18 protein-coding genes and 1 pseudogene are annotated in these 25,208 nt (G+C 34.7%); 7 read left to right on the forward strand and 12 right to left on the reverse strand.

Translation table 11 applies throughout. The features are described from left to right. Nucleotides 1-21 precede the first annotated feature (21 nt). From KA900_RS10125 to KA900_RS10145, 5 genes are all read left to right on the forward strand, one after another. The gene (locus KA900_RS10125) at nucleotides 22-762 is read left to right on the forward strand and encodes a cyclase family protein (RefSeq protein ID WP_096811144.1); all 741 of its coding nucleotides are present in this window, start codon (nucleotides 22-24) and stop codon (nucleotides 760-762) included. Nucleotides 763-1,204: 442 nt separating this feature from the next. Then, nucleotides 1,205-3,121 carry a diflavin oxidoreductase gene (locus KA900_RS10130; protein ID WP_411756569.1) on the forward strand — a complete coding sequence of 639 codons (1,917 nt, stop codon included), beginning with the start codon at nucleotides 1,205-1,207 and terminating at the stop codon, nucleotides 3,119-3,121. 123 nt (nucleotides 3,122-3,244) lie between these two features. Next, complete coding sequence (locus KA900_RS10135) at nucleotides 3,245-4,312, forward strand: WD40/YVTN/BNR-like repeat-containing protein (protein WP_096811146.1); 1,068 nt, start codon at nucleotides 3,245-3,247, stop codon at nucleotides 4,310-4,312. A 192-nt stretch (nucleotides 4,313-4,504) separates the two neighbouring features. Further along, nucleotides 4,505-4,945: a LytTR family DNA-binding domain-containing protein gene (locus tag KA900_RS10140; protein ID WP_096811147.1), complete on the forward strand. Its 441-nt coding sequence runs from the start codon at nucleotides 4,505-4,507 to the stop codon at nucleotides 4,943-4,945. Further along, the gene (locus tag KA900_RS10145; RefSeq protein ID WP_096811148.1) at nucleotides 4,942-5,412 is read left to right on the forward strand and encodes a DUF3021 domain-containing protein; all 471 of its coding nucleotides are present in this window, start codon (nucleotides 4,942-4,944) and stop codon (nucleotides 5,410-5,412) included. The genes KA900_RS10140 and KA900_RS10145 overlap by 4 nt, the downstream gene beginning before the upstream one ends. A 123-nt stretch (nucleotides 5,413-5,535) precedes the next feature. Here KA900_RS10145 and KA900_RS10150 read toward each other — a convergent pair whose 3' ends face one another. From KA900_RS10150 to fadX, 5 genes are all read right to left on the reverse strand, one after another. Next, nucleotides 5,536-6,723, reverse strand: coding sequence for a thiolase family protein (locus KA900_RS10150; protein ID WP_103372634.1), 1,188 nt, complete (start codon nucleotides 6,721-6,723; stop codon nucleotides 5,536-5,538). 34 nt (nucleotides 6,724-6,757) lie between these two features. Continuing rightward, complete coding sequence (gene fadB, locus KA900_RS10155) at nucleotides 6,758-9,016, reverse strand: 3-hydroxyacyl-CoA dehydrogenase/crotonase FadB (RefSeq protein ID WP_096811150.1); 2,259 nt, start codon at nucleotides 9,014-9,016, stop codon at nucleotides 6,758-6,760. Nucleotides 9,017-9,061: 45 nt separating this feature from the next. Further along, entirely contained in the window at nucleotides 9,062-10,270 is a 1,209-nt protein-coding gene (fadE, locus tag KA900_RS10160) for an acyl-CoA dehydrogenase FadE (protein WP_096811151.1), read from the reverse strand. Between the two features lie 78 nt (nucleotides 10,271-10,348). Next, nucleotides 10,349-11,875 (reverse strand): long-chain-fatty-acid--CoA ligase FadD, encoded by a 1,527-nt coding sequence (gene fadD / locus KA900_RS10165; RefSeq protein WP_096811152.1) that lies wholly within the window; start codon nucleotides 11,873-11,875, stop codon nucleotides 10,349-10,351. Nucleotides 11,876-11,893: 18 nt separating this feature from the next. Further along, on the reverse strand, nucleotides 11,894-13,468 hold the full coding sequence (gene fadX, locus KA900_RS10170; RefSeq protein WP_096811153.1) for a fatty acid degradation protein FadX: 1,575 nt from the start codon (nucleotides 13,466-13,468) through the stop codon (nucleotides 11,894-11,896). A gap of 374 nt (nucleotides 13,469-13,842) precedes the next feature. Between fadX and KA900_RS10175 the strand changes: the two genes are divergently transcribed. Then, complete coding sequence (locus KA900_RS10175; RefSeq protein ID WP_096811154.1) at nucleotides 13,843-14,310, forward strand: DUF3995 domain-containing protein; 468 nt, start codon at nucleotides 13,843-13,845, stop codon at nucleotides 14,308-14,310. Between the two features lie 232 nt (nucleotides 14,311-14,542). On the opposite strand, the gene KA900_RS10180 is transcribed toward KA900_RS10175, so the two are convergent. From KA900_RS10180 to KA900_RS10210, 7 genes and pseudogenes are all read right to left on the reverse strand, one after another. Then, complete coding sequence (locus KA900_RS10180; RefSeq protein WP_210139547.1) at nucleotides 14,543-16,258, reverse strand: ABC transporter permease/substrate binding protein; 1,716 nt, start codon at nucleotides 16,256-16,258, stop codon at nucleotides 14,543-14,545. Next, a pseudogene (locus tag KA900_RS10185) lies at nucleotides 16,251-17,488 on the reverse strand (quaternary amine ABC transporter ATP-binding protein). The gene KA900_RS10180 and the pseudogene KA900_RS10185 overlap by 8 nt, the downstream one beginning before the upstream one ends. A gap of 203 nt (nucleotides 17,489-17,691) precedes the next feature. Continuing rightward, the gene (locus tag KA900_RS10190) at nucleotides 17,692-19,089 is read right to left on the reverse strand and encodes a sodium:solute symporter family protein (protein ID WP_210139549.1); all 1,398 of its coding nucleotides are present in this window, start codon (nucleotides 19,087-19,089) and stop codon (nucleotides 17,692-17,694) included. Between the two features lie 42 nt (nucleotides 19,090-19,131). Further along, nucleotides 19,132-20,079 carry an agmatinase gene (speB, locus tag KA900_RS10195; RefSeq protein WP_210139551.1) on the reverse strand — a complete coding sequence of 316 codons (948 nt, stop codon included), beginning with the start codon at nucleotides 20,077-20,079 and terminating at the stop codon, nucleotides 19,132-19,134. A 257-nt stretch (nucleotides 20,080-20,336) separates the two neighbouring features. Further along, the gene (locus KA900_RS10200; protein WP_481906339.1) at nucleotides 20,337-21,713 is read right to left on the reverse strand and encodes an MFS transporter; all 1,377 of its coding nucleotides are present in this window, start codon (nucleotides 21,711-21,713) and stop codon (nucleotides 20,337-20,339) included. A 127-nt stretch (nucleotides 21,714-21,840) separates the two neighbouring features. Further along, entirely contained in the window at nucleotides 21,841-22,641 is an 801-nt protein-coding gene (locus KA900_RS10205) for a Cof-type HAD-IIB family hydrolase (protein ID WP_096811160.1), read from the reverse strand. Between the two features lie 65 nt (nucleotides 22,642-22,706). Then, nucleotides 22,707-23,612 carry an AraC family transcriptional regulator gene (locus KA900_RS10210; protein ID WP_096811161.1) on the reverse strand — a complete coding sequence of 302 codons (906 nt, stop codon included), beginning with the start codon at nucleotides 23,610-23,612 and terminating at the stop codon, nucleotides 22,707-22,709. 105 nt (nucleotides 23,613-23,717) lie between these two features. Between KA900_RS10210 and KA900_RS10215 the strand changes: the two genes are divergently transcribed. After that, complete coding sequence (locus KA900_RS10215; protein ID WP_096811162.1) at nucleotides 23,718-24,635, forward strand: DMT family transporter; 918 nt, start codon at nucleotides 23,718-23,720, stop codon at nucleotides 24,633-24,635. Nucleotides 24,636-25,208: the final 573 nt, after the last annotated feature.

Raw genomic sequence — 25,208 nt, forward strand, 5'->3', positions numbered from 1 at the left:
TTAATGATGAAGGTGATATCAATGTATTATCCGTTATGGGATCAATTAGAACAATTAAAAACGTCATCGTGGATCGACTTGACCCACACGTTTGATGAAACTATTCCGTGTTTCAGTGAATTTGAACGCGCAAAAGTCTCCACACTTTTTAATATTGCCGATGATGGTTTCTATGTACAAAATTGGAATATTGTAACCCAGTATGGTACACATATTGATGCACCGATACATTTTGTCGAAAAAACACGTTATCTGCATGAAATTGACTTAAAAGAACTCGTATTACCACTTGTTGTTCTAGATTTTTCACAAGAAGTAGCAGCAGATGCTGATTTTATTTTAACGCGGGATCTTATTAAACAATGGGAAGCCAAACATGGATCCATAGAACCAGGCACATTTGTCGCTTTCCGAAGTGATTGGTCTAAGCGGTGGCCAGATATTGAACGTTTTGAAAATAAAGATACAAAGGGCAATCTCCACCTACCCGGTTGGGGCTTAGACGCTTTGCAATATTTACTAGAAGATAGACAAGTGAAATCAATAGGACACGAAACGTTTGATACAGACGCTTCAATTGATGTTGCAAAAAACGGAGACATTATAGGCGAGCGTTACGTATTGGGACAAGACACCTTTCAACTTGAATTACTAACGAATTTAGACCAATTACCTACACGTGGTGCTATTATTTATGCCATTAGCCCAAAACCAAACAAATCACCCGGGTTCCCAGTACGTGCTTTTGCTATTAAACCATAACCATCGAATGGAACTGTCCATTCTGTCTCTAAAGTATAAATCATTATAAAACCTAGCCATTATAAAATATATAAGAAATTGAGCCCTTCTTATATTTCCTTTCTATATAATAGATAAATTCTAAAAACGATAAAGTCGATATGCGTTTATTTAAAAATAGTAAAGCGTACATTAAGTAACGCTTTACTATATATAAGTGCCAAAGTTTTCAATCATATCGCCAACCTAACTGAGGCGGGAGTACGATATCAAATGAAATATTTGATTTCTATCCCGCCTCAATTTTTTGAATAAATTCATAGGCCATAAGTTGGATTTTTTTATAGATGATAATCTCTATCATTTAAAAATTATAAAACAATGTTATACTTCATTTAAATTCTATTATACGAATAGCGTGTAATGATTCACGCTTTGCTATAAATTATTAATACAATACGAGGTGACCTTTTTGGAATTAAATAGAACAAATTCCCCTTTTGATGAAAATCAATTGGAACTTATAAAACAACTCATGCCAACACTGTCATCAGATCAACAGTCTTGGTTAAGCGGCTATTTACTTAATACTTCTACAGGTGAAGGTGACCTAAATCAATATACTGATGATCATGCTGAGCCCTCAGAGCATTTAAGTGAAAAGACTGAGCCAACTGAATCAACAGCATCAACTGAAACAGCTACTTCAGAAGCGCCCCAAACAGATACTACTGCCACTTCTACAGATGAACCATTAGAAGTAAATATTTTATTCGGTACAGAAACAGGAAATGCTGAAGAAATAGCAGATGAATTCGAAACGAAATTAAAAGAACATGACATCACAGTGCATACTTGGGAGATGGACGATTTTCCTCAAGAAGATTTAACCAAAGTGAATCATGTGTTTATTATCACTTCAACACATGGCGTGGGCGAGCCCCCAATCAACGCTTTAGATTTTTATGATTTTCTACACAGTGATGAAGCGCCTGACTTAAGCCATTTAAATTTTTCAGTCCTTGCATTAGGCGATCAAGACTATCCTGATTTCTGCCAAGCCGGGAAAGATTTTGATAAAATTTTAGGTGATTTAGGCGGCAATCGATTAGCTGATCGTGTCGAATGTGACTTTGATTTTGAAGAAACTTCTGAGCAATGGATTATTGATATGCTTGAACTTTTGACTCAAATATCTTCTGGAAATCAAAATGAGGAACCCATCGATGAGGATGTTATTGTAGAAGAACCACAAGCACCCTATTCAAAAACACACCCTTTTTTCGCTGAAGTAGTCGAAAATAGCGTGTTGACTGAACCAACTGCAACACGTGAAGTCAGACATCTCGAGCTATCTTTAGATGGCTATGGTGAATCCTACGAACCAGGAGATAGTTTAGTCATTGTCCCTAAAAACAATCCTGTGCTTGTAGAAGAATTAATCGATACATTAGGCTGGGATAGTACGACTTCTATCACTATAGATAATAGTGACCAAACTGTTTCATTACAAAATGCACTTACAAATGAATTTGAAATATCTAAGTTAACACCTTCCATATTAAATAATGCCGCAGCATTATTTGGAAATCCTATGTTAAACGCAAATGTGCAGAAAAAAGAATGGGTTCAAAACTATATTTATGGTAGAGATTTCATCGACTTAATCAAAGACTTTACCCCTGTATCACTTACACCTGATATGTTAAAGGATTTATTAAGAAAACTACCGCCTAGAGAGTACTCTATTGCAAGTAGTAATCAAGTTAACCCTCACACCGTGCACATTACGGTACGTGTTGTGAAGTATGAGGCACATCATCGTGAACGCCAAGGTGTTTGCTCTGTACAACTTGCCGACCGCACACAAACAGGCGATAAAATCCCTGTTTATCTTAAAAAGAACCCTAATTTCAATTTCCCATATAACAACCATACGCCAGTCATTATGATCGGTGCTGGGACAGGTATCGCGCCTTACAGAGCATTCCTTCAAGAAAGAGAACATTTACAACTTAGAGGAAATCAATGGTTAATATTTGGAAATCAAAATTATGACGCCGATTTCTTGTATCGTAGTGATTTAGAGTCATGGCTTGAAAAAGGTATTATTAGCAAATTAGACTTAGCTTTTTCACGAGATACAGAAAACAAAATCTATGTCCAACACCGTATTGAAGAGAATGGCGCAGATTTCTATAAATGGTTAAGAAACGGTGCAACCGTTTATCTTTGTGGTGACAAAGATGAAATGGCTAAAGGGGTGCACCAATCACTTGTAAATGTATTAGTGCAACATGGTGACTTTACTCAAGCACAAGCGGAAGATTATTTAACAGAACTCATTAAAAACCAAAGATATCAACGAGATGTGTATTAATTTAGGATATAAATATCTTAAATTAATAATCACTATCTTAATCAACGCTAAATAGTTATGGATAAAATGATGTAGTCTGAATTCATTTTTGTTCGTACTCAATTTTTAAAAGGTGGCTATAATATGACTCAATACGCAATAACTTATGACAATGCATTAGTACTGATAAACAAAGAAAATGAGCATATTCAACTTGAAAGAAAATTAGAAGGTATGAATACGATTTCGGTGGCCCAAGACCCTCATGCTAGAGATACACTTTATTGTGGCACATTTGATCGCGGTTTATGGAAAAGTGTAGACAAAGGTCAGACATGGTTCCCTATTGGCACACGTTTTACTTATAATAGTCCATTCAACAAAGATGACATTCACATGACAGCTGTCACTGCAGTTACAGTTATAGATACAGGCGATAATCGCAGTGCTGTACTCGTAGGTACTGAACCTAGTGCTTTGTTCATATCATATGATCAAGGTGATTCATTCGAATTGCTTACCGATTTTAGTCATATTACTGGTAAAGACCATTGGTTCTTCCCTCCTAGACCACATACGCATCACGTAAAATGGTTTGACACAAATATTAAATCACCAAATATGATTAACCTTACAATTGAGGCAGGTGGCTTTATTCAATCCACTGATGCGGGTCAACATTGGGAGGCGCCAAAGACACAAGATACACCAATTGATATTCATGTCTTAAAAAGTCATCTAGAGTATCCTAATAAAATGTACGGTGTTTTAGGTGACGCTTTCTTAAATGGAGGTCGAGACACCTTTATTGAAAGTGATGACTATGGCAAGACTTGGACGACATTTATTGATGGTATTGAGCACAGATACGGTTATGGCTTAGCGGTTCATTCTCTAAACCCAGATAATATTGTTATCGCTACTTCAGACTCTCCATTTGATGCACATAACTATGGAAATAACACATTTTCCACGATTTACTATATTGATAAAAAGCAAGAAAGTAAGTGGACAGAAGCTACCAAAGGATTACCTTCTCCAGATGGCACATTAGTTTCAGCGGTTACTGAAAGAGATGGCATTTTTTATCTTGCTAATAACAAAGGTGTTTATTATTCAGATGATGGCGGCAGCCATTGGGTAGCATTTGATATAGCGTGGCCAGATTCACTTACATCTCAACACGCGCATCAATTCATTACTTTAAATTAGAAAATATTACAACAAGTCCCCTTAAAACTTAGGACGCATCCAAGTTTTAAGGGGACTTGTTTATGGTCAAAAACTACATCAGTCAGAGTAAATGTATGCCACTTAGCTACAAATACATGCCACTTATATAGTTTACATAGTATTCATTGGTAAAATTTGATTTAATTATGGCAACAGGGGGGTGCAACATTTATGGAATTAGATGTGATTTACGATAATTATTTACCAGAAAGCAAAATTATCATGCATTGTCACGAACATGCAGAACAATTACCAGAAATTATCGCTTATATAAAACAACTGTCACAAAACAAATTATTTCCCGGAAAATACAATGAAGCTGTTTACTATATTAAACATCAAGATATTATTTGTTTTCGTATAGAAAATAAGATTTTAACGATTATAACATCGAATTGTCAATACACCACTACGCAACGTTTATACGAAGTGAAATCACAACTTAATACACAATTTTTACAAATTTCAAAATCTGAAATTATAAATATTAACTATATTGATTATCTAAAACTCAATAAAAATGGCACTATTGAAATTCGATTTACCAATAATGCTTTCACGTATTCTTCAAGACGCTATTTATCATTAATCAAGGAGGCTTTAAAACTATGAAACGTTTATTTCATGGCGCTATAATAGGCATTGCTATCGGTATTATGATTGCTTTAATATGTTCCACTATCTTTGCACGGAATGAATTTCATCCAGTTTCTCCTGTATCGACGATGGGTGAGTATTATTTTCAACATTTAAGTGAATTACAAATTATGTTTATTTCAGTCATTATCTGGTCACTCATCGGTATTACTTTTAGCTTTGGTGATTTGATATTTTCAAACTCTAAGAAGCCTTTATTATTTAAAACATCGCTTCACTTTAGCCTTATGCTTATCATTATGTTACCTTTGGCAATATTAGCAGGATGGTTTCCGCTTAAAATATCAGCCATTCTATTTTTTATCATTATTTATACTGTTGTCTATTTTATGATATGGTTTATTGAAACAAAACGTAATCAACACGATATCAATGAGATTAACGATATAATTTCAAAACGAAAGCATAATAGACATCAATAATAACTAACCATCAAAAGATATTTGTAATGTTACGTTTCTTCTTTAATCAAAACGTTATAATAACCAAAAACCCCTTAAATGTGATGATTTCACATTTAAGGGGTAAATATTGATGTTTCAACGTTATGATCTTATATATTCAAAGATACCTGCAGCGCCCATACCAACGCCAATACACATCGTAACCATACCATATTTTGTGTCTGGACGTTTTTTCATTTCTGAAAGTAATCTACCTACTAGCATCGCACCAGTCGCTCCGAGTGGGTGCCCCAATGCAATTGCCCCGCCGTTGACATTTGTTTTTTCAACATCTAAGCCTGTTTCTCTCATAGAAGCTAACGTTTGGGATGCAAATGCTTCATTTAATTCCACTAAATCCATATCATCAACGTTTAAATTTGCTTGTTTCAACACTTCAGGAATTGCGTATGCTGGACCAATACCCATTACTTTAGGATCTACACCAACGGCTTTAAAGCCGACAAATCTGGCAATAGGTTCTACACCTAGCGCTTTTACTTTTTCACCTGACATAACAACCACAAAGCCTGTGCCGTCAGTTAAGGGTGCCGAGGAGCCTGCTGTCACTGTGCCATCCGCCTTGAAAACAGTAGGCAATTTAGACAATGTCTCTTGATTCGTGTCTGGTCTAATCAATTCATCATTTTTAAATACTTCTTGTGAAACTACTGGTCCGTTTTCATTATAATCAACTTTGTTCACTTCAATTGGAATGATTTCGTCTTCAAATTTACCTTCTTCTTGTGCTTTAGCAGCACGATAATGACTTTGTACTGCATAGGCATCCTGGTCTTCTCTAGAAACATTATAAGTTTCAGCTACCATTTCTGCAGTTAACCCCATTGGATAGGAAACACCAGAATCCTCATCTTGGAGAATTGGGTTGTTCGTCGGTTCATTGCCTCCCATAGGTACTGCACTCATAAGTTCTATACCGCCTGCAACAAGTATGTCTGCTTGATCAGCGATAATTTGGTTCGCTGCGTGTGCAATCGTTTGGAGTCCTGAAGAACAGTAACGATTGACGGTTTGTCCTGGTACCTCATTCGGCATGCCAGCTAACAAGGCAATGGTTCTGGCAATATTTTGACCTTGTAAGCCCTCAGGAAATGAATTTCCAACAATAACATCTTCAACCATGCTAGGTTCAAATGAACCTCCAACTCTTTCTAATACACCTTTTAACACTTTCGCAGCAACCTCATCTGGTCTTTCATGATTCATTGCACCATGCTTTGCTTTACCAGCTGCTGAACGTCCGTAAGCTACTATATATGCATCTCGCATTTAATTTCACCCTTTCTTCTATAATGTTCGATTATTAGTTGCGTAATGGTTTGCCTTTTTCTAACATATGAGAAATTCTGTCGTATGTTTTTTTGTTTTGTAGTAATTCTAAAAATCTTTCTTTTTCGAGTTTTTGTAAATATCTTTGGTTTACATAGGTATTACGTGGAATATCTCCGCCACTCAGTACTTCTGCAACTTTCAATGTTATTTCATAATCGTAATTACTGATAAAGTGGCCTACACGTTGTGCATCCAATTGACCTTCTGCTAAGGCTTTAAAGTCTCTGCCTAGAGCAATATATTGGGATTTTGGAAGTGGCACATAATTCGTTTCCGATTCATAACGTGCACGTTTCAACGCCATTTCTATACGTCTCTCCGTGTTTAAAATAACTGTATCCGTCTCTCTTAAATAGCCATATCGCTTAGCCTCATAAGCATTTGTAGATACTTTAGCAAAACCAATCTGCATTAAAATTTTTGTAATAGAAGCTTGTTTATCGTCATTTTTATGATTTGTACGCATGATGCGGTCAGTAAGTTCTGCTAGCCCACCACCTGCTGGTAATAAACCTACACCTGCTTCTACAAGACCAATGTAAGATTCACTTGCTGCCACGACAATTGGTGAATGTAATACAAGTTCACAGCCCCCACCTAGAGCGCGACCATGCACAGCTGTTACAACAGGTTTTAATGAATGTTTTAATCTCGTAAACACATGATGTAATTGCTCTACCGCTTCTCCTACTTCAGAAACAACTTGTCCTTCTTCATGCGCTTTCTTCATTTGATACAAGTTAGCCCCTACACTAAAGTTGTTGCCACCTGCGTAAATGACCATACTCGTAAAGTCTTCGTTTTCAAGTTTATCTATAGCCTCTAATAAGTCTGTTAAAAACTGATTTGAAATAACATTGTTTTTACTTTGTAATTTTAATAACAACTGATCTTTATTTGCTACAGATAAATTAGAATCTGATCTATCCCATATTGCTTTATCAATATAGGCTGTTACTGGTGTAACGCGCTCAATCGATTCGCCTTTAGCATAAAATGACTCATTACGCTGTTCAATCCAATCTGGTAATTGACCCAACTCTTCTTTCATACGTGATTTAACACGTTCATAGCCCATAAGATCCCATAATTGGAATGGCCCTAACTTCCAGTTAAAGCCCCAAACCAATGCGCGGTCAATATCTTTAAAGTCTTCAGCTGCTTTAGGCACATTAATCGCTGAATAGTAGAAGTTATTTCTCAATGTTTCCCATAAAAATACGCCAGCATCATCTTGCGCATTAAAAATAACGTCTAAATTCGATGCGAGATCTTTACTAAATTTACCTAAAATTGCTAGCTGTGGTCGTTGAGGCTCTACGTAATCATTTTGTTCCTCATCAAAAACATAGCGCTGTTTATTTACTTTTTTGTAAAAGCCTTGTTTTATTTTATTACCTAATGCGCCATTTTCCGCTAACTTTTCAGAAAGTGCTACGTCTTTGAAGAATGGTTGTTCTTCCGGCACTTTTTGTAGTCCTTTAATCACAGTCATAGCGATATCTAAACCTACTAAATCTGACAGGCCATATGTGCCCATTTTAGGTCGACCGATACTACGGCCAGTTAATGCATCAACTTCCGTAATAGAGAAGCCTTGTTGTTCTGCTCGATACATAATATCGTTCATTGTTTGTGTACCTACACGGTTGGCCACAAACCCTGGCACATCGTTTGCTACAATAACGCCTTTACCTAACACATCCTCTGCAAAAGCTTGCACACGTTTTACGACATCTGAATGCGTTTGTTTATTCGGGATGACTTCAACTAATTTCATAATTCTAGGTGGATTAAAGAAATGCATTCCGAAGAATCTTTCTTTGTCTTTGTCATCAAATACTTGAGCGATTGCTTCAATTGGGATACCTGATGTATTGGTTGCAAAAATAGCGTTATCACTAGCTACTTTTTTAACTTGATCCCAAATTTGATGTTTAATTTCCACTTCTTCTTTTACCGCTTCTATATATATATCTGCGTCATCATCTTCTTGTAAATCCTGTTTAAAATTTCCATACGATAAATTGGACGCAAATGATAAATCAAACAGCTGTGGTCGTTTAGGATTAGTTATAAATTCATACGCTTTTTTCGAAATTTTATTAGGATCATTTTCATCAATGACAATATCTAATAATTTAACTTTTAATCCTGCATTTACAAGTAATGCAGCAATTTGGCTTCCCATTGTTCCTGCACCTAGCACTGTCGCTTTTCTTATCGTCATACTAAACCCTCCAATTATTTTTTATAACATTTTATGCACATATGTTTATATAAATGCTGAATCTCCTGTGATCGCTCTTCCGATAACTAACGCGTTGACTTCATGTGTACCTTCATATGTGTATATTGCTTCAGCATCTGCAAAGAAACGCGCGATATCATACTCTCCAGCTAAAATACCATTACCACCATGAACCCCACGGCCCATGGCTACTGACTCTCTCAGTCGTAATGAATTCATCATTTTAGCTGTTGACGTTGCGACTTCGTCATACTCACCGTTAGCTTGCATACGTGCAAGTTGCGCGCATGTAGCCATTGCTTGTGCCAAATTACCTTGCATCATTGCCAGTTTCTCTTGAATTAACTGGAATTTACTAATTTCTTTGCCGAATTGTTTACGTTTAGTTACATAGTCTGTAGTCGCTTTTAATGCCCCAGCCATGGCTCCTGTAGCCATGTAAGCAACACCCGCACGTGTTGAATATAAGACTTTTGCAATATCTTTAAAGCTATTAATATTTTGTAGACGTTGTGCTTCTTTGACGACTACGTTTTTCAAACGAATTTTTGCGTTAGGCACAATTCTAAGTGCAATTTTATGCTCTAATAGCTCGATTTCTACACCTTCTTGGCTTGGTTCAATAATGAAGCCTTTAGGTTTACCTGTTTCCACATCTACAGCGTATACTGGCATGACATCTGAAACATTTGCTCCGCCAATCCATTTCTTCTCTCCATTGATAACCCATTCATCACCTTGACGTTGGGCAGTCGTTTCTAACCCACCTGCAACGTCTGATCCATGTTCTGGTTCTGTAAGTGCAAAACACGTCCGTAATTCATGTGATTGTAATTTAGGTAGATAGTAAGCTTGTTGTTCTTTACTACCACCAAACCAAAATGAATTATGTCCTAAGCCTTGGTGTACACCTAACAAAGTTGCTAAAGATACATCAAATCTAGCGATTGTATATGACATGAAAAATTGAAACATTTGACTCGGTGTACGCGCGCCTTCACGCCCTTCAAAAAGCAATGGATTGTTAAAATAATCTAGCTTCCCTAATTCTTCAAAGTAATCTTCTGGTTCAGTAGCATTTAACCAATGCTCATTGACAGAATCGCGGTATTTTTCTTCTAACATATCATTCAATTGTTTTAATAATTTAACTTCTCCTTCAGTTAAATCTTTCCCGATACTTAAAATATCTTCCGGGTACAATGCTTTTAATGTTTCTTCTTTTGTTGGCATAATTAAAACCTCCATTTTGTTATCGCTTACATATATATTGAAAATTTTTTCGCTTTACGCTTTTCTCGATATTATATTTTAATTCAATTCATCGCTACCTTGTGCTTCTTTTTTAGCTTTTTCATTCATATATTTTTGGATTTCTAACTTATCTGCTTTTGAAGTTGAATTTAATGGCATATGTGTTAATTTCAAATATAGTCTCGGTATTTTATAACCAGCAATATTTTCTCTCATATGCGCATCTAATTTTGTTTCAAAATCTGGATCATCTTCTGTAAGAACAACTGCAGCAGATACAGATTCACCAAATTTAGGGCTATCATATCCCACTACAACGCCTTGAGCTACGAGTGGATGCTCTGATAACACAGCTTCAACTTCGGATGGCAAGACATTTTCACCACCCGTAATAATCATCTCTTTACGACGGTCAACAATATAGACATCGCCATCTTCATCTACCTTGGCTAAATCCCCTGTTAAGAAATACTCGCCATGAAAAGCTTTTGCAGTCTCTTCTGGTTTGTTCCAATAACCTGGTGTGGTATTATTCCCACGGACGCCAAGTTCTCCAATTTCTCCAACTTGTACTTCTTCAAAGTTATCATCGAATATGCATATATCCATAAACATAACAGGTTGACCAATACTAGCTGGTTTCTGTGCACCGTTCTCTGGCGTATTGACCATAACAAGTGGCGCTTCTGTTAAACCATACCCATTGATAATAGAATAGCCCATACTGTTAAATTTCTTTTGTACCATTGGTAAGGGCGCCGATCCTCCTTGTATTAAGAAATCAATGCTCTCAAAATTTTTCAAGTCGAAATTTTCTGCTACTAACATGGCATAATACATCGTTGGAATTTGAATTAAATAATTAGGTTGATATTGAGCCATTAAATCGTTTAAAGCTTCACCATTAAAGTAACGTTGTAATACAAGCGTGCCACCAGCCATTAATAAAGGAAGCGTCAAATCATTAAATCCTAGTACATGAAACATCGGCGTCGATATAATTGTCGTGTATGTCGCATTAATTTTATAAGTAAGTGCCGTGTTAATAGGATTATTTACAAAAGAGTCATATGAAAACATAACGCCTTTAGGTAATCCTGTTGTACCGCTTGTATACATTAATGAAGCTAAATCACTACCTTCAACACTTACAGTATTAAAAGGACGATGATGCGATGGATCTACAATATTATCATAAGCTTTTGAATCAATATCCATGTGAAGCAGGTCGTCTGCAATACCTTCTAAGCTCGAAACATGCTTCTCAGCATAAAAAATCAGTTTCACGTTCGAATCTGCGATAACACTTTGTATTTCTTGTGTTTTTAAACGCCAATTAATTGGTAAGTAAACGGCACCCATTTTAAATGAAGCGAACATAACATCCAACAAAGCTACATCATTTGGCGTAAATATGCCTACAACGTCTCCACGTTGAACTCCTTGGTCTTGTAAGTAATTCGCTAAATTTTCTGCACGTATATTCAAATCTTGATAAGACCATTCTGTACCTTTGAATGGGTCAATCACCGCGGCTTTACTATCATCAAATGTTGCTCTTGTTTTTATCCAGTCGTAGTTCATATTTTTCTCCCCCTTAGTTTAAATACGATATTCCGACTTTATCTCATCAGACAATCCTCCCCACTTACATTGATAAATATCATGATTTATCTCTTCTAAGTGTTCTGCAATGATTGGTTTAAAGTCCATACTTGCTAGAATGTCTCTTTCTAAATCTAGTCCAGGTGCTATTTCAATCAGTTTCAATCCTTGTTGTGTAAGTTCAAATACAGCACGTTCTGTAACAAAATAAACATCTTGATCAAGCGCAAAAGCATTTTCAACATTGAAATCAATATTATCAATTTCGTTAATAAATTTTGGTATGTGACCTTCTTGTTCAACACTTACCTTATGAGGCGCATAGTTTAGTTGACCCCCGACAACTAATGAACCTGAAAAAACAATCGTTTTGACAGTCTGGCTAATGTCAATAAACCCGCCACAGCCATTCATTTTATTGCCGAATTTTGAAACATTTACATTGCCTTTGGCGTCTACTTGGGCAAAGCTTAAAAATGCTATATCTACACCACCGTTATAGATAAAATCCCAAGTCATGTCGTGTCTCATACGTGCGCTTAAATTATAATTCATACCAAATTGCTTGCCACTACTAATCAAGCCACCATAAACGCCTGTATCTATATTGGGTTGAACTAAATCGTTAACCCCTTCTTCAGTTAAAAGATTGGATAACTCATTATTAATGCCAAAACCAATACTGATGACATCTCCTTGAAGTAGGAATTGAGAAGCACGTCTCAAAATAACTTTTCGCGTGCCTAATTCTATATATGGTTCTCGCATTTCTGTAATCTGATAATGCCCTGAGAGCGCCGGATCATAATATGTTTGCAACACTTGTCTATGATATTTAGGGTCTCGGTTTACTACGACATAATCAATGAGTTTGCCAGGTATAAAAACATCACTCGGATTAAAACGGCCATTTTGAATCACTTCTTTAACTTGAACAATCACTTTACCGTTATTTTTATGTGTACGCGCCGCCAAACTAAAACCCTCTCCTAAATGCGTCTCATGCGTCATGTAAATATTGCCATCTTCATCAGCATAAGTGCCTCTTAGTAAAGCAATATCGATTTCTGGAAAATGATAGTTCAAATAAGGCTCATCATTAATATTAATTAAAGAAACTAAATCTTCAGTAGTACGTGAATTGACCTTCCCACCAGAATAACGTGGATCCACATTCGTATTTAATCCAATTTTCGTAATGGGTCCTGGTAAAGCTTCTGTACTTCCACGATAGTGTGTAGTAATGACGCCTTGAGGAAGATAATAAGCTTCTATATCATTATTTTGCATTGCTTGAATGGTTACCGGTGAACCAGTAATAATACTAGTGATTAATCGTTTAATCATACCCCTTGAAACGAAAGCATCTAAATCATAACTGTCTCCGCGATAATCACTGATATCATTAGCGAGCATTATCGTTAAATGATTGAGTGATCGATCCTCATCATATTGTTCGACTAACGTTTTAAGTATCTCAGCTGGTAAATTTGCTGTAGATAAGGCTGCCAGAGCTATAACATCATCTTCGTTAATGATGTTTTTCAAATCTGAAAACGGAATAATTTTCATACAGGTTCTCCTATCTATATTTAATCCCTCTTTAATATGTTTTGCTCTATAAATCTCTCCTTTTCTTATAAATGTAAGCCCTTACATGTAATATACCATTATTATTGAAAATTATGCAAAAATTTTTAATTTTACGAAATTAGTAACTAGAAGGAATGATTGTGACTTTAGTCATGACAGTACAAAAAGTTATTTTTAGAAAATAGGTCTATTTAAAGTGGCGATTAGAGGGTAGTTAGAAGTCAAAACCAACATGATCACTATGTGTTGGAATTTAAGTGAATCGTTCCGTAGTATTTAACAGAAATTAAGTATTCATGTATTTGAAAAGTCACTTATACTAAAGAGTCATTTTAAAATGAAAGGTTGTTTAAATGAAAAGCAAATCAGTTTTAATCAAAAATATTGCTATGATTTTATTCTTATTAGCGGGCAGTTTACATGCATTAGCAACATTCTACTGGTCGTTTGGCGGCGAAATAGGTTTGATGACTGTTGGAGGCTGGACTTTCGGTATGAAAAAATCATATGGTAATCCGCTTTTACTAATCATGTTTCTTATAGGATTGTTTAAACTTTTATCCACTTGGATTCCGCTTATACTTTATTACAAAAACAATAAAGTTATAAGGTTCACTTCCTATATTGGTGCCATCATACTCATTATACATGGTGGCGTAAATACAGTGGTTGGATGGTTAAAATTGTTAGACATAATGTCAGTTGGATTTAAATTAAGCTTTATAGGACAAGCTTTTATTTGGGATCCTTTATTTCTCATATGGGGATTAGGGCTAATGACCTTTTTAATCATTAAGAATGATAAGCATAAAATGTATTAAATACATTCTCAGTTATAAAAAATGGGTTTAATACCTCCAAAAAAGCAATCATCTTATTCTATTTTAAATGCATAAAAAAACAGGGCGAGACAGAAATCTTTTTTCTTAAAAGACTCCGTTGTCCCTCCCTGATAAAGATAATGAACAAATGTATATTTTTAATAAATACAGATATGTCAGTACGCTCTTTTATATTCAAATCATTTATGAGTATTTTTCAAACTCTGATGATTTAGTTAACCCATGCGTCAACTTTATCACGGTTGTTATCAATCCAATCGCTAGCAGCATCTTCTGGGTCTTGGCCATCTTCAATTTCTAACATAATCGATTCCATATCATCCACGCCCCACTTAAATTGTTTCAAAATTTTATAAGCTTCTGGCATATCTTTTTTCAAACCTTTACGCGCCATCGTATTAATATTTTCAGATTGACCCATAGTTCCTTTGGGATCGTCTAAGTATTTTAAATCATAGCGTTGGAATATCCAATATGGATTCCATCCTGTGATAACGATGTCTTCCTTTGACTTAATTGCGCGTTCTAATTGTGCATTCATTGCGCCGGTGGAAGAAACGACTTGTTCCCAATCATTTAAGTTTGAATAAGTGTCCAATGTTTTATCAGTCGCTTTTACAATACCAGCACCTGGTTCAATACCGATGATTTTTTTATCTGCTTGATTTTCCAAATCTTCTATCGAATCTACATCCATATATGAAGGCACAACTAAACCTAATTTTGCTTGTCCTTTGATACTAGAACCTAAATTATCAAGATCATCTTTAAATGCTTTGTATTGCGCTTGGTGTGTAATTGGTATCCAAGCACCTGTCATTGCATCAGCTTCTCCGTTAGCAACAGCTTCCCATACGACTGGGATGTCTAAAGAAGTCATATTTACAGTATAGCCCTCTTCTTCTAAGACTTGCGCTATCACGTTAGTAGAGACAATTTGATCATCTTGCTGTGCATAAGCCAGTGTGATTGTACCTTTATTAGAGTCATCTGAAATAGAAAATGCACCCAGTACAACAAATAATAAAACAACTACTGTAATGATGGCCGCCATGATTGTCTTTTGCTTTTTAGGTGTTTTTTTCTTTTTTGTGCGATTTATAGATTGTGAAAAACGGTCTATAATAATTGCAAGAATAACAATACCGATACCGTAAACAAATCCATTTCCTACTTCAGAACGTTGTACAGCCGCTAAAACATCTTGACCTAATCCAGGTGTACCAATCATTGAAGCAATAACAACCATAGACAGCGTCAACATAACTGTTTGGTTAATACCAGCAAATATATTTTCTTTCGCCATAGGTAAATCAAGTTTAAACAGACGTTGCCAAGCAGTCGTCCCGAAAGAGTTAGACGTTTCTACCAACTCTGTAGAAATAGAACGTATGCCTAAATTTGTCATTCTAACAGTAGGCGGTAAAGAGAAAATAACCGAAGCAAAGACGCCCGGCACCATACCAATGCCAAAGAAAGCAACGGCCGGAATTAAGTAAACAAAACCAGGCATGGTTTGCATAAAATCTAAAATCGGTTTAATCACTTTTTGTATGGTCTCACTTTTAGACATCAATATACCTAATGGTACACCAATAATAATCGCGACAATACTAGAAATAATAACTAATGTGACAGTATTCATTAAATCTTGCCACATATCTTGGTTATAGATAAACAGTAACCCAATCAGAATGAATATGGGTAATCCCCATTTTCTATTAAAAACAAAGTAAGCGATAATGACTAAAATCACCATCATTAATAGCGGTGGAATCGCTAATAAGGCATTTGTTGTAAAGCCCATCACTGATTCTCCAATTACCTGTAATACTGAAAACAATCCTGATAAGTTGCTCGTTAACCAATCGACCAGGCTATCAACCCAATTAGAAAGAGGTATCTCATTTTGTAAAAAATCAAGCATCTATATTCGCCCCCTCTTTTTCCTTGGATTTTTCACCGTTGTTGTTTATAGTAGTATCTTTATCGCTCATTGCCCCGATGACACTGCCACGCACAATTACACCGATAACTCGATCCGTTTCATCCACTACAGCGAGTGGCGCAGGAGAATTATAGATTAAATTAAAAATATCAGTTATTAAAGCATATCTATCAATTTTTTGTACATTTTTATCTATCACATCTTTTAATGTTTTCCCTTGTTCACGAGCGTCTAAAGCATTTTCTGCTGTTATACTCCCTTTCAAATAACGCTTTCTATCCACAGCTAACAACATACTCACTTCTTCTTTCCGCATACGTTGTAACGCTACATTTGGACCATCTGTTTCTACATTAATTGTTAGCGGATGCTCCATAATATTTTCTGCTGTTAACACTTTAGAACGATCTACATCTTCTGTAAATTCACGTACAAAATCATTTGCTGGGTTCGTTAAAATTTCTTCGCCTGTGCCAATTTGCATTATTTTACCGTCTCGCATTAATGCAATACGATCTCCAATTCTCAATGCTTCATTTAAGTCATGTGTAATAAAAATAATAACCTTTTGAAGCCGCTCTTGTAACTCTAATAAATCATCTTGCATATCACGACGAATTAAAGGATCTAACGCGGAGAAAGCTTCATCCATTAATAATATGTCCGAATCATTCGCTAATGCGCGAGCCAATCCAACACGTTGTTGCATCCCTCCTGAAAGTTGTTCAGGATATTGATTTTTAAAAGAAAGTAACCCAGAATCATCTAAAGCTTTCTCTGCTTTTTCTGTCGTTCTTCTTTGGCTACACCACGAACTTCCAAACCATATTCTGCATTTTCTAACACAGTACGTTTTGGGAAAAGTCCAAAGTTTTGAAAAACCATGTTCACTTTTGTACGGCGTAATTGCCGTAACGCTTCTTTTGACATCTTTGAGACGTCTGCTTCATTTATGTAAATATTTCCTGAAGTAGGTTCAATTAATCTATTGATTAAACGCACTAGTGTGGATTTTCCACTACCAGACAAACCCATAATCACAAAAATTTCCCCTTCTTCTACATCAAAACTCACATTATGAACACCAACTGTGGCATCAGTTTGTTCTAAAATGTCTTGTTTTGATTTCCCATCTTTGACCATATTAAGCGCTTGTTGGGTTCTTTTACCAAACACTTTGGTTAAATTTCGAACTCGAACTTTGCTCAAAATATAAACACTCCCTTAAAAATTCATATAAGTGTAACTTTAGCATAGTAAGCAAAAAAAACAACACCCTCATAATCGTAGCACACCCTTTAAGTTGAATTTTAAGCTCAGCATGTAGGGTGCGCGACAGAAATGAAGATGCGTTTTATTTTAAGTATGTGTGTAGATGTATCAAACTTTTCAAAACATTTTAACCATATTGTTTAACTATTTTTTGTTTTCGCAATTTTACTCAGATTATTATCGTAATACGAAGCACCTAATAAAGTAATAGCATTTAAAATTATGGCCAATATAATTATGAGATTGGAATTAGGACCTACTATTGCTAGCCCTATAAAAACAGTCACAATACTGATGATAATAGCTAAAAACGCTGCTCTTTCAGTAATCCATTTAATAAATAACCCTAATATAACTGGCACAAAGATGGCACTTGTCAAAATGGCATAAGCAATATCAATCGCTACTAAAACTTCTTTAATCCATAGAGAAATAACCATAGCTATTATGGCTAAACCAAAAGTCGTTAGCCGCGTTAATAATAAATATTGTTTATCACTCATCGTTTTGAAAAAGAACGGTTTTAATAAATCATTAGCAATAATTGTTGAAGATGCAAGTAATGTCCCTGAAGCAGTCGACATAATTGCTGCGCCTAACGCTGCAAATACAATCCCTAACAAACCAGGCTGCAATGTTTCAAAAGCCATATGAGTAAAAACATTTTGTGTATTTTGAATATTTGGGAATAAAACAAAAGCACACATGCCAATAACTACCATAACAATAGAATATAACGCACTATATAAGCCTACTAATATACCAGATACTTTAGCGACGCGCTTAGTTTTCCCCGTGAAAAAGCGTTGCCAAATATCTTGCCCTACTACAATGCCTAACGTGTAGGTTATAAAGTATCCTACGATTTCTTTGAATCCAATATTTGTAAAACTTAAATGTGACGAGGGGAGTACATTGACTAGTGTACCAATACCGCCAACACTATGTAAGCTTACTGGTAACATAATTAAAAACATACCAATAGTCATCACAGAAAACTGGATAACATCTGTTATAGACAACGTCCACATGCCACCAAGGATTGTGTATATAAAAACTACGCCTCCGCCAACTAAAATAGCTATTTTAAGATCCCAATGGAAAATAACAGATAATAACGCCCCAATTGCTATAACTTGAGTAACGCTAATCATTAAAGTGTACATCGCAGTTATCATTGCACCAATAATTCGTACTCTATTTCCAAAAAGCTTATATAATAATTCACTAATCGTTAATACATTCATATTTAAAATTTTATTTAGAAAAAATAAACCAAAAAAAGTTATACCAATACCCATTGCGAAAACAAACCAAAACCCTGACAAGCCCACTTCATAACCTAATTGAGAAGAACCGATAGTTGAAGATCCGCCTAGAAAAACAGCAGTTAAACATCCAAACAACATAAACACGCACAAGTTACTATCAGCAAGCATATATTTCTTAGAAGATTTAGCTTTGACTACGCCTAAAATTCCGATTGAAATTAATAAGACAAAATAAACAGCAAATATTATAAAATCGATGCTTGACATATATTTAACCAATCCCTTTTTACGCAAATGTTCACGTTTATATTAGTTACTATTCCTACGTTTTGCTAATGCGATCAGTGTAATCATTTCATACACTACAGAGGAAGCGGCTACTGCAGTTATTTCTCCTGAATCATACGTTGGTAATACTTCCACTAAATCAAAGCCTTTAATATTCAATCCATCAAGTTTTCTCACATATTCTAACGCTTCAAAACTAGTTGGACCTCCTACTTCTGGCGTGCCAGTACCCGGAGCATAGGCAGGGTCTAAAAAATCAATATCAAATGAAACAAATACAGGACTATTTCCAACACGTTGATGGATTTGTTCTATGACTTTTTCAATACCTAGTTTTCGAGCTTCTCTCATTTCAATCTCTTTATATCCTAAATCTCTAGCATTTTGCATATCTTCTGGGCCATATAAAGGTCCTCTCATCCCAACTTGTATTGATTTTTTGGTATCCACTAAGCCTTCTTCTGCAGCTCTCCTAAATGGCGTGCCATGAACATATTTTTCTCCAAAATAATCTTCCCAAGTATCGCTGTGCGAATCAAAATGTACTAACGATACTGGACCATATTTTTTTGCAAAAGAACGCAAATGTCCAAGTGAAATCGAATGGTCTCCCCCTAACATTACCGGTATAATGCCTTGATCTAAAATAGGATCTAATTTTTCTGTTATATGATCATAGGTTTTCAATACATTACCCGGTATAACATCAACATCCCCGTAGTCGATACCCGAACAATAATCAAAGATATTTATACCTTGGTCTGGGTTATAAGGTCTTAATAAAACTGAAAAATCTCTTATACTTTGTGGACCATAACGTTGGCCTGTTCTATTTGAAGCGGCCGTATCAAACGGTACACCCATGATTAAAAAATCAACATTTTCTAAAGTGTTTTCAAACGGCAATCTCATAAAAGTCCTAGGACCGACAAATCTTGGTGACATAGATGAATCTTTTGGTTTAAACATTTTAATCTACCCCTTTTTCATTTTGTATCCGTTTTCAAAAAATCATAAGATACCCTTTTCCGAGTGTAAAGAACCAGATTTTGCAATTTAAGGTACCAGTTCGACTTTAATTTGAAAATAAACATGCGTCCGCAATGATTGCTACGAACTTAATTGAATTGAAAGCACGCCTACAAATTAAAAAACAGCTCACAAGGAGCTGTTTCTCATCATATTCAATATATAATTTAAATTTGTTTTATAATAAAAGAGATTGGTTAAGCTTTTATATTTTTTGGGATAATGATTTGAGTCAGAATTACTCCAATAATCATAATTGATAAACCAGTTAAAAATGAGGCAGTAGCGGCTACACTGGCACTATGATTGACTTTTACTGCGGCAAAAACAGTAGTGTTAAGTGCAATACCTAACGCACCGCCCAGCGTGGCACACATTTTATAAATGCCTGAAGCCAATCCAACTTTTTCATCAGGAATTGTTAAAATTGCAACTGTAATACCTGGCGTGGCACACAGACCGTTACCTATGGCACAAATAACAAACCCGAATACTACAAACCCTACATACCACTGTGTTGGTAATAACGTTAAACTGATAAACATAATGCCGATTGCTGGGAACAGTGGGCCTACAAGTAACAATGGCTTCCCACCAAAACGCAAGGAGAGTTTTTCGCCTAAACGAATCATCACGACCGCCATAATCACGTAAGGTACTGTCACAAGACCTGCTTGAAAGGCATTTAATCCTAATTCTGTCTGTGCATACACATTAAACACGGTCGTCGTTCCTACACCAGAATTGAGCACGACGTTAATCATTGAAGAGCCCACAAAACCACGATTGCGGAACAATGAAAAATCAATAAATGGATCATATTTTTGTCTCTCAAATAATATAAATATCAGTGTTGAAATAATAAAAATCACAAGACAAGTAATCGAAAACGTACTCAACCATCCTTGTTCAAATCCTTGTGTCGCAAATAACGTAATACTTCCTATAAGTACTGCGAACAGAAACATACCAACATAATCAAATGGTCTGGCATCGATTTTTTTCTTTTCTGCTTCTTCAGTACCCCATAATAACCAAAATGCAATAATTGAAATGATAATAGAGATGATAAAATTAGCTTGCCAATTGACATAAGTTGCTATAAATCCACCTACCATTGATGCTAACCCTATGCCACCAACGCTACCAATCATAAGGTAACTGAAAGCTCTACGCATCTCTTTACCTTTAAATTGTGCATTAATCACGCCTACAGTGGAGGGAAGTAAAATAGCAGCAGAAAGCCCTTGTAACATACGTCCTACTAATAAGAGTGCCGTCACACTAGATACAATAATAAGTAGTGACCCTAAAATACCAAAAATGATGCCTATATAAGTCATTTTGAGTTTTCCTATTTTGTCTGAAACATCGCCTGCACCCACCATAAAAATCCCTGTAGCAAATGACGCTAAACTCACAGACAAATTCACAACGCCTGGTGTTGTCTGATATGTATGTTGAACTTGTGTCGATATATTAATAAACGATTGTGCAAAAAGCCAATACGTTAATACACTTAAAACGATAGCCAAAATCAATTTGTTATTTGACTGTTGCTTTATATTCACGATGCATAAGCCTCCTTATATATACGTTGCATATAAAAATATGCACTAGACAAATATTATCATATAAAGAGCTATTTATTTTATAATTTAAAAAAGTTTTTTTGATTTTAATTGAAAAGTTTAATTCTTTTTATTTAAACCCTAGAAGTAAATTTAACGTTTGAACGACGCCATCTTCATTATTATTAATTGCAATTAAATTAGCTTCTCGTTTTAACTCGGGGTAAGCATTATCCATAGCTACTTTATATTTGGCAGCTTTGAATAAATCTATATCATTAAAGCCATCACCAAATGCGATTGTTTCAGCTGGTGTAATTTGAAGTAGATTTTGAATTCGATTTATTGTGCTCCCTTTATTAACACCTAATTCTGCGATATCAATCCATGATTCATCTGAGGCTACAATATAAACATCTTTTTCAAAATAATTTAGACGGTCAGCAGTGTCCTTACACTTACCTTTTGCATCGTGCACCGTAATTTTTAATAAATCTTCTTCAATATCGTTATAATCTTTAATATAATTCACATGTTGGTATGAACCATGTACCAATCTTCTCTCCGATTCCGAAGTACTATCCAATACATATGCCCCTGTTTGAGAACAGGCTAAAACGGTTTGCGTATTATCAATTTCTTTAATTGCTCTAATGATTTCTTTAGCCTTTTGGTTTTCTATTGAAGCATTATAAATAAAATCTCCATTATATTTAATGCGTGTAGCGCTATCACCAACAATAAATGTATTCGCTGCTAAATCTCCCACAATATTTTCTACACGTTCACATTGTTTTCCAGTACAAAAGACAAAACGAATATGCTGTGCTTCACAATTTTGCTTTAGCAATTGAAAACTTTCACTATTAAATTGGCTATCATCATTTAAAAATGTCCCGTCCATATCTACAACAATAAGTTTAATATCCATCAACAAAATCTCCTTTATTTTATATTAAGCATATTGTATCTTTTTATAAATAAAAATAACAATTTTTATTTATCATACTTATAAACGTGATAAGGAGTGAATTGTTTCTTCTGAAATTGCTTAGGTGTTAAATCATATTTTTCTTTAAAAACTTTAATAAAATAACTTGTGGTTGAAAATCCACATGCCATCGCAATATCTGTAATTGTATATGATTGTTTGCTATACAGCATTCTTACACTACGCTCTAAACGCAAATTTGTTAAATATTGCATAGGTGTCTGGTTAACATAATACTTGAAGCATTTAATTGTTTCAGATTGGCTCATATGAATTTGTTCACTTAACGTTTGCAACGAGATTTTTTTATGGTAGTTATTTTGCATATATGCCATCAGTTGTTTAATACGACGATCAAAATAATATGGTTTATGCTCACATATATTATCTACATTAAGTAATAACCATTTTAATGCTTCATAATATTTAACAGTGATATCTAATTCAAAATATGGATACGCGTTTTCATATATTTTTCCTGCTGAATGGATTGTTTTGATCAATTTATTTTGTTGGTCATCTATATGAGATAAATAAATATACGGGACTTGGTTCGCTTTATTCATAATTTGTGCTACATAATTAAATTCCAAATCGTATGTCGTTTCTGGTATTTCAATATTCCAACAATAATATTCCGTTTCAGCGCATTCGCTCCGAATTTCATGAACAATATTTGAATTAATAAATAAGCCGTCTTCTTTATTAATCTTAATTACTTTATCCCCTATTGAAACATCTATTTCACCATTAATAACGTACATAAATTGCAATGCATGGTGCCAATGTATAGGAATATAACCAAATAAAGTCTGTTCCAAATTAGTATGTAGAATAACATGTTTCCACTGTTTATTTGGAAATTGTATTAATTCTTCTCTTGTATCTTCTACAATTATTTCTTGATACATCAATAGACCACCTCAATATTTTGATACTTTTAGATAATTTTTATATATTATATCTTTAATTTTCAAGCTATAGTATAAATATATTTATATTTTATAGGTGATTAAATGATAAATAAAGACAACCATCGTATGATTGGAATTATATTAGCAGTTGTCGGGGCTTCTTTTTGGGGATTAGGAGGTACTGTATCAGATTTTCTTTTTCAACAAAGAGACATAGACATAAATTGGTATGTAACTGCCAGGTTACTGATAAGTGGTATTGTATTATTAGCTATTTACAAAATAAGGAATAGAAAGTCTTCAATATTTAGCATATTTAAAAACAGACATCACATATTTCAATTATTAATTTTTTCAATTTTTGGGATGTTACTTGTTCAATACGCGTATATGGCATCTATTAATTATGGCAATGCAGCAATTGCCACGTTATTGCAATATATAGCACCTGTATATATCATTATTTGGTATGTCATCCGGCGTAAAGAACGTTTCCAAGCTTTTGATTTCATCGCTATAATGCTTACGTTATCTGGCACATTTTTGCTACTGACAAATGGATCTTTTAGTGCATTGGTAGTTCCCATGCCAAGCACAGTTTGGGGCATTATCTCTGGTTTAGCCCTCGCTTTTTATACGCTTTATGCAACACGATTATTAACGACATTTCCATCCATTTTAGTAGTCGGATGGGCTATGTTAATTTCTGGAATTATGATGAACTTTAAAGCCCCTGTATGGCAGTTTGAATGGTCAGCATTAACAGTTTCAACGTCATTATATCTGACTTTCGGGATTATTGCCGGGACTGCTATAGCGTTCTTTTTCTTCGTTAATAGTTTAAATTATTTAACTGCTAAAGAAACGACACTTTTCGGGACAATAGAACCTGTTATGGCAATCGTGGCAAGCGCAGTTTGGCTTCATGTTACATTTCAAATTTTCCAACTATTTGGGATTTTATTGATTATCACACTCATCCTAGCTCTATCATTTAAAAAACAAAATGCAACAGAATAAAACATTTTATAACAATATAACTTAAATCTATAACATGAATCCTGAAACATATTTTGGGATTCATGTTTTTTATCTACTTTAGATACCCCTTTCTATATGCTATATTCATTATCATTTTTAAAAATGATAAACTAACTTTTACAATTGGTATATAACGATATATAAATAACTTATTTATATATCAATACTAAAAAATCAATTTTATATTAATTCTATGTTTGCAAATATGTTACAATTCAATTTATATGACCAAACAATAAATATTGAGTTATAACGTATTTGGATTTGGCAATAATCATTTTAGAGATATGATATACAACGCTAAGAAGCGTATCAAGCAAAGTAAAAATATATACATAGAACAAGTAAAATTAAGGTTCAAAACATTAAAAATAGCTTGGATGCGTTGCGTTACTTAAGCCATAAATAGCTTACTTTATGATTTCAAACCATTTCCTCAAATTAAGTAAAAATGCTACTGTAATCACTTTATTTTCAATTAGTCCTATTACCTTCACAAATAAACACTCATTATCCTTTGTTTAAAAGTTATACACTGTTTCGAAAATTTAA

It is taken from the genome of Staphylococcus sp. GDY8P120P, assembly GCF_017892065.1.
GTDB lineage: Bacteria > Bacillota > Bacilli > Staphylococcales > Staphylococcaceae > Staphylococcus > Staphylococcus nepalensis.

Excerpts from the sequence above, each read along its gene's own strand:
- KA900_RS10125 (WP_096811144.1), top strand. The coding sequence starts at position 22 with ATGTATTATCCGTTATGGGATCAATTAGAACAATTAAAAACGTCATCG.
- KA900_RS10135 (WP_096811146.1), top strand. The coding sequence starts at position 3,245 with ATGACTCAATACGCAATAACTTATGACAATGCATTAGTACTGATAAAC.
- KA900_RS10140 (WP_096811147.1), top strand. The coding sequence starts at position 4,505 with ATGGAATTAGATGTGATTTACGATAATTATTTACCAGAAAGCAAAATT.
- KA900_RS10145 (WP_096811148.1), top strand. The coding sequence starts at position 4,942 with ATGAAACGTTTATTTCATGGCGCTATAATAGGCATTGCTATCGGTATT.
- KA900_RS10150 (WP_103372634.1), bottom strand. The coding sequence starts at position 6,723 with ATGCGAGATGCATATATAGTAGCTTACGGACGTTCAGCAGCTGGTAAA.
- fadB (WP_096811150.1), bottom strand. The coding sequence starts at position 9,016 with ATGACGATAAGAAAAGCGACAGTGCTAGGTGCAGGAACAATGGGAAGC.
- fadE (WP_096811151.1), bottom strand. The coding sequence starts at position 10,270 with ATGCCAACAAAAGAAGAAACATTAAAAGCATTGTACCCGGAAGATATT.
- fadD (WP_096811152.1), bottom strand. The coding sequence starts at position 11,875 with ATGAACTACGACTGGATAAAAACAAGAGCAACATTTGATGATAGTAAA.
- fadX (WP_096811153.1), bottom strand. The coding sequence starts at position 13,468 with ATGAAAATTATTCCGTTTTCAGATTTGAAAAACATCATTAACGAAGAT.
- KA900_RS10175 (WP_096811154.1), top strand. The coding sequence starts at position 13,843 with ATGAAAAGCAAATCAGTTTTAATCAAAAATATTGCTATGATTTTATTC.
- KA900_RS10180 (WP_210139547.1), bottom strand. The coding sequence starts at position 16,258 with ATGCTTGATTTTTTACAAAATGAGATACCTCTTTCTAATTGGGTTGAT.
- KA900_RS10190 (WP_210139549.1), bottom strand. The coding sequence starts at position 19,089 with ATGTCAAGCATCGATTTTATAATATTTGCTGTTTATTTTGTCTTATTA.
- speB (WP_210139551.1), bottom strand. The coding sequence starts at position 20,079 with ATGTTTAAACCAAAAGATTCATCTATGTCACCAAGATTTGTCGGTCCT.
- KA900_RS10205 (WP_096811160.1), bottom strand. The coding sequence starts at position 22,641 with ATGGATATTAAACTTATTGTTGTAGATATGGACGGGACATTTTTAAAT.
- KA900_RS10210 (WP_096811161.1), bottom strand. The coding sequence starts at position 23,612 with ATGTATCAAGAAATAATTGTAGAAGATACAAGAGAAGAATTAATACAA.
- KA900_RS10215 (WP_096811162.1), top strand. The coding sequence starts at position 23,718 with ATGATAAATAAAGACAACCATCGTATGATTGGAATTATATTAGCAGTT.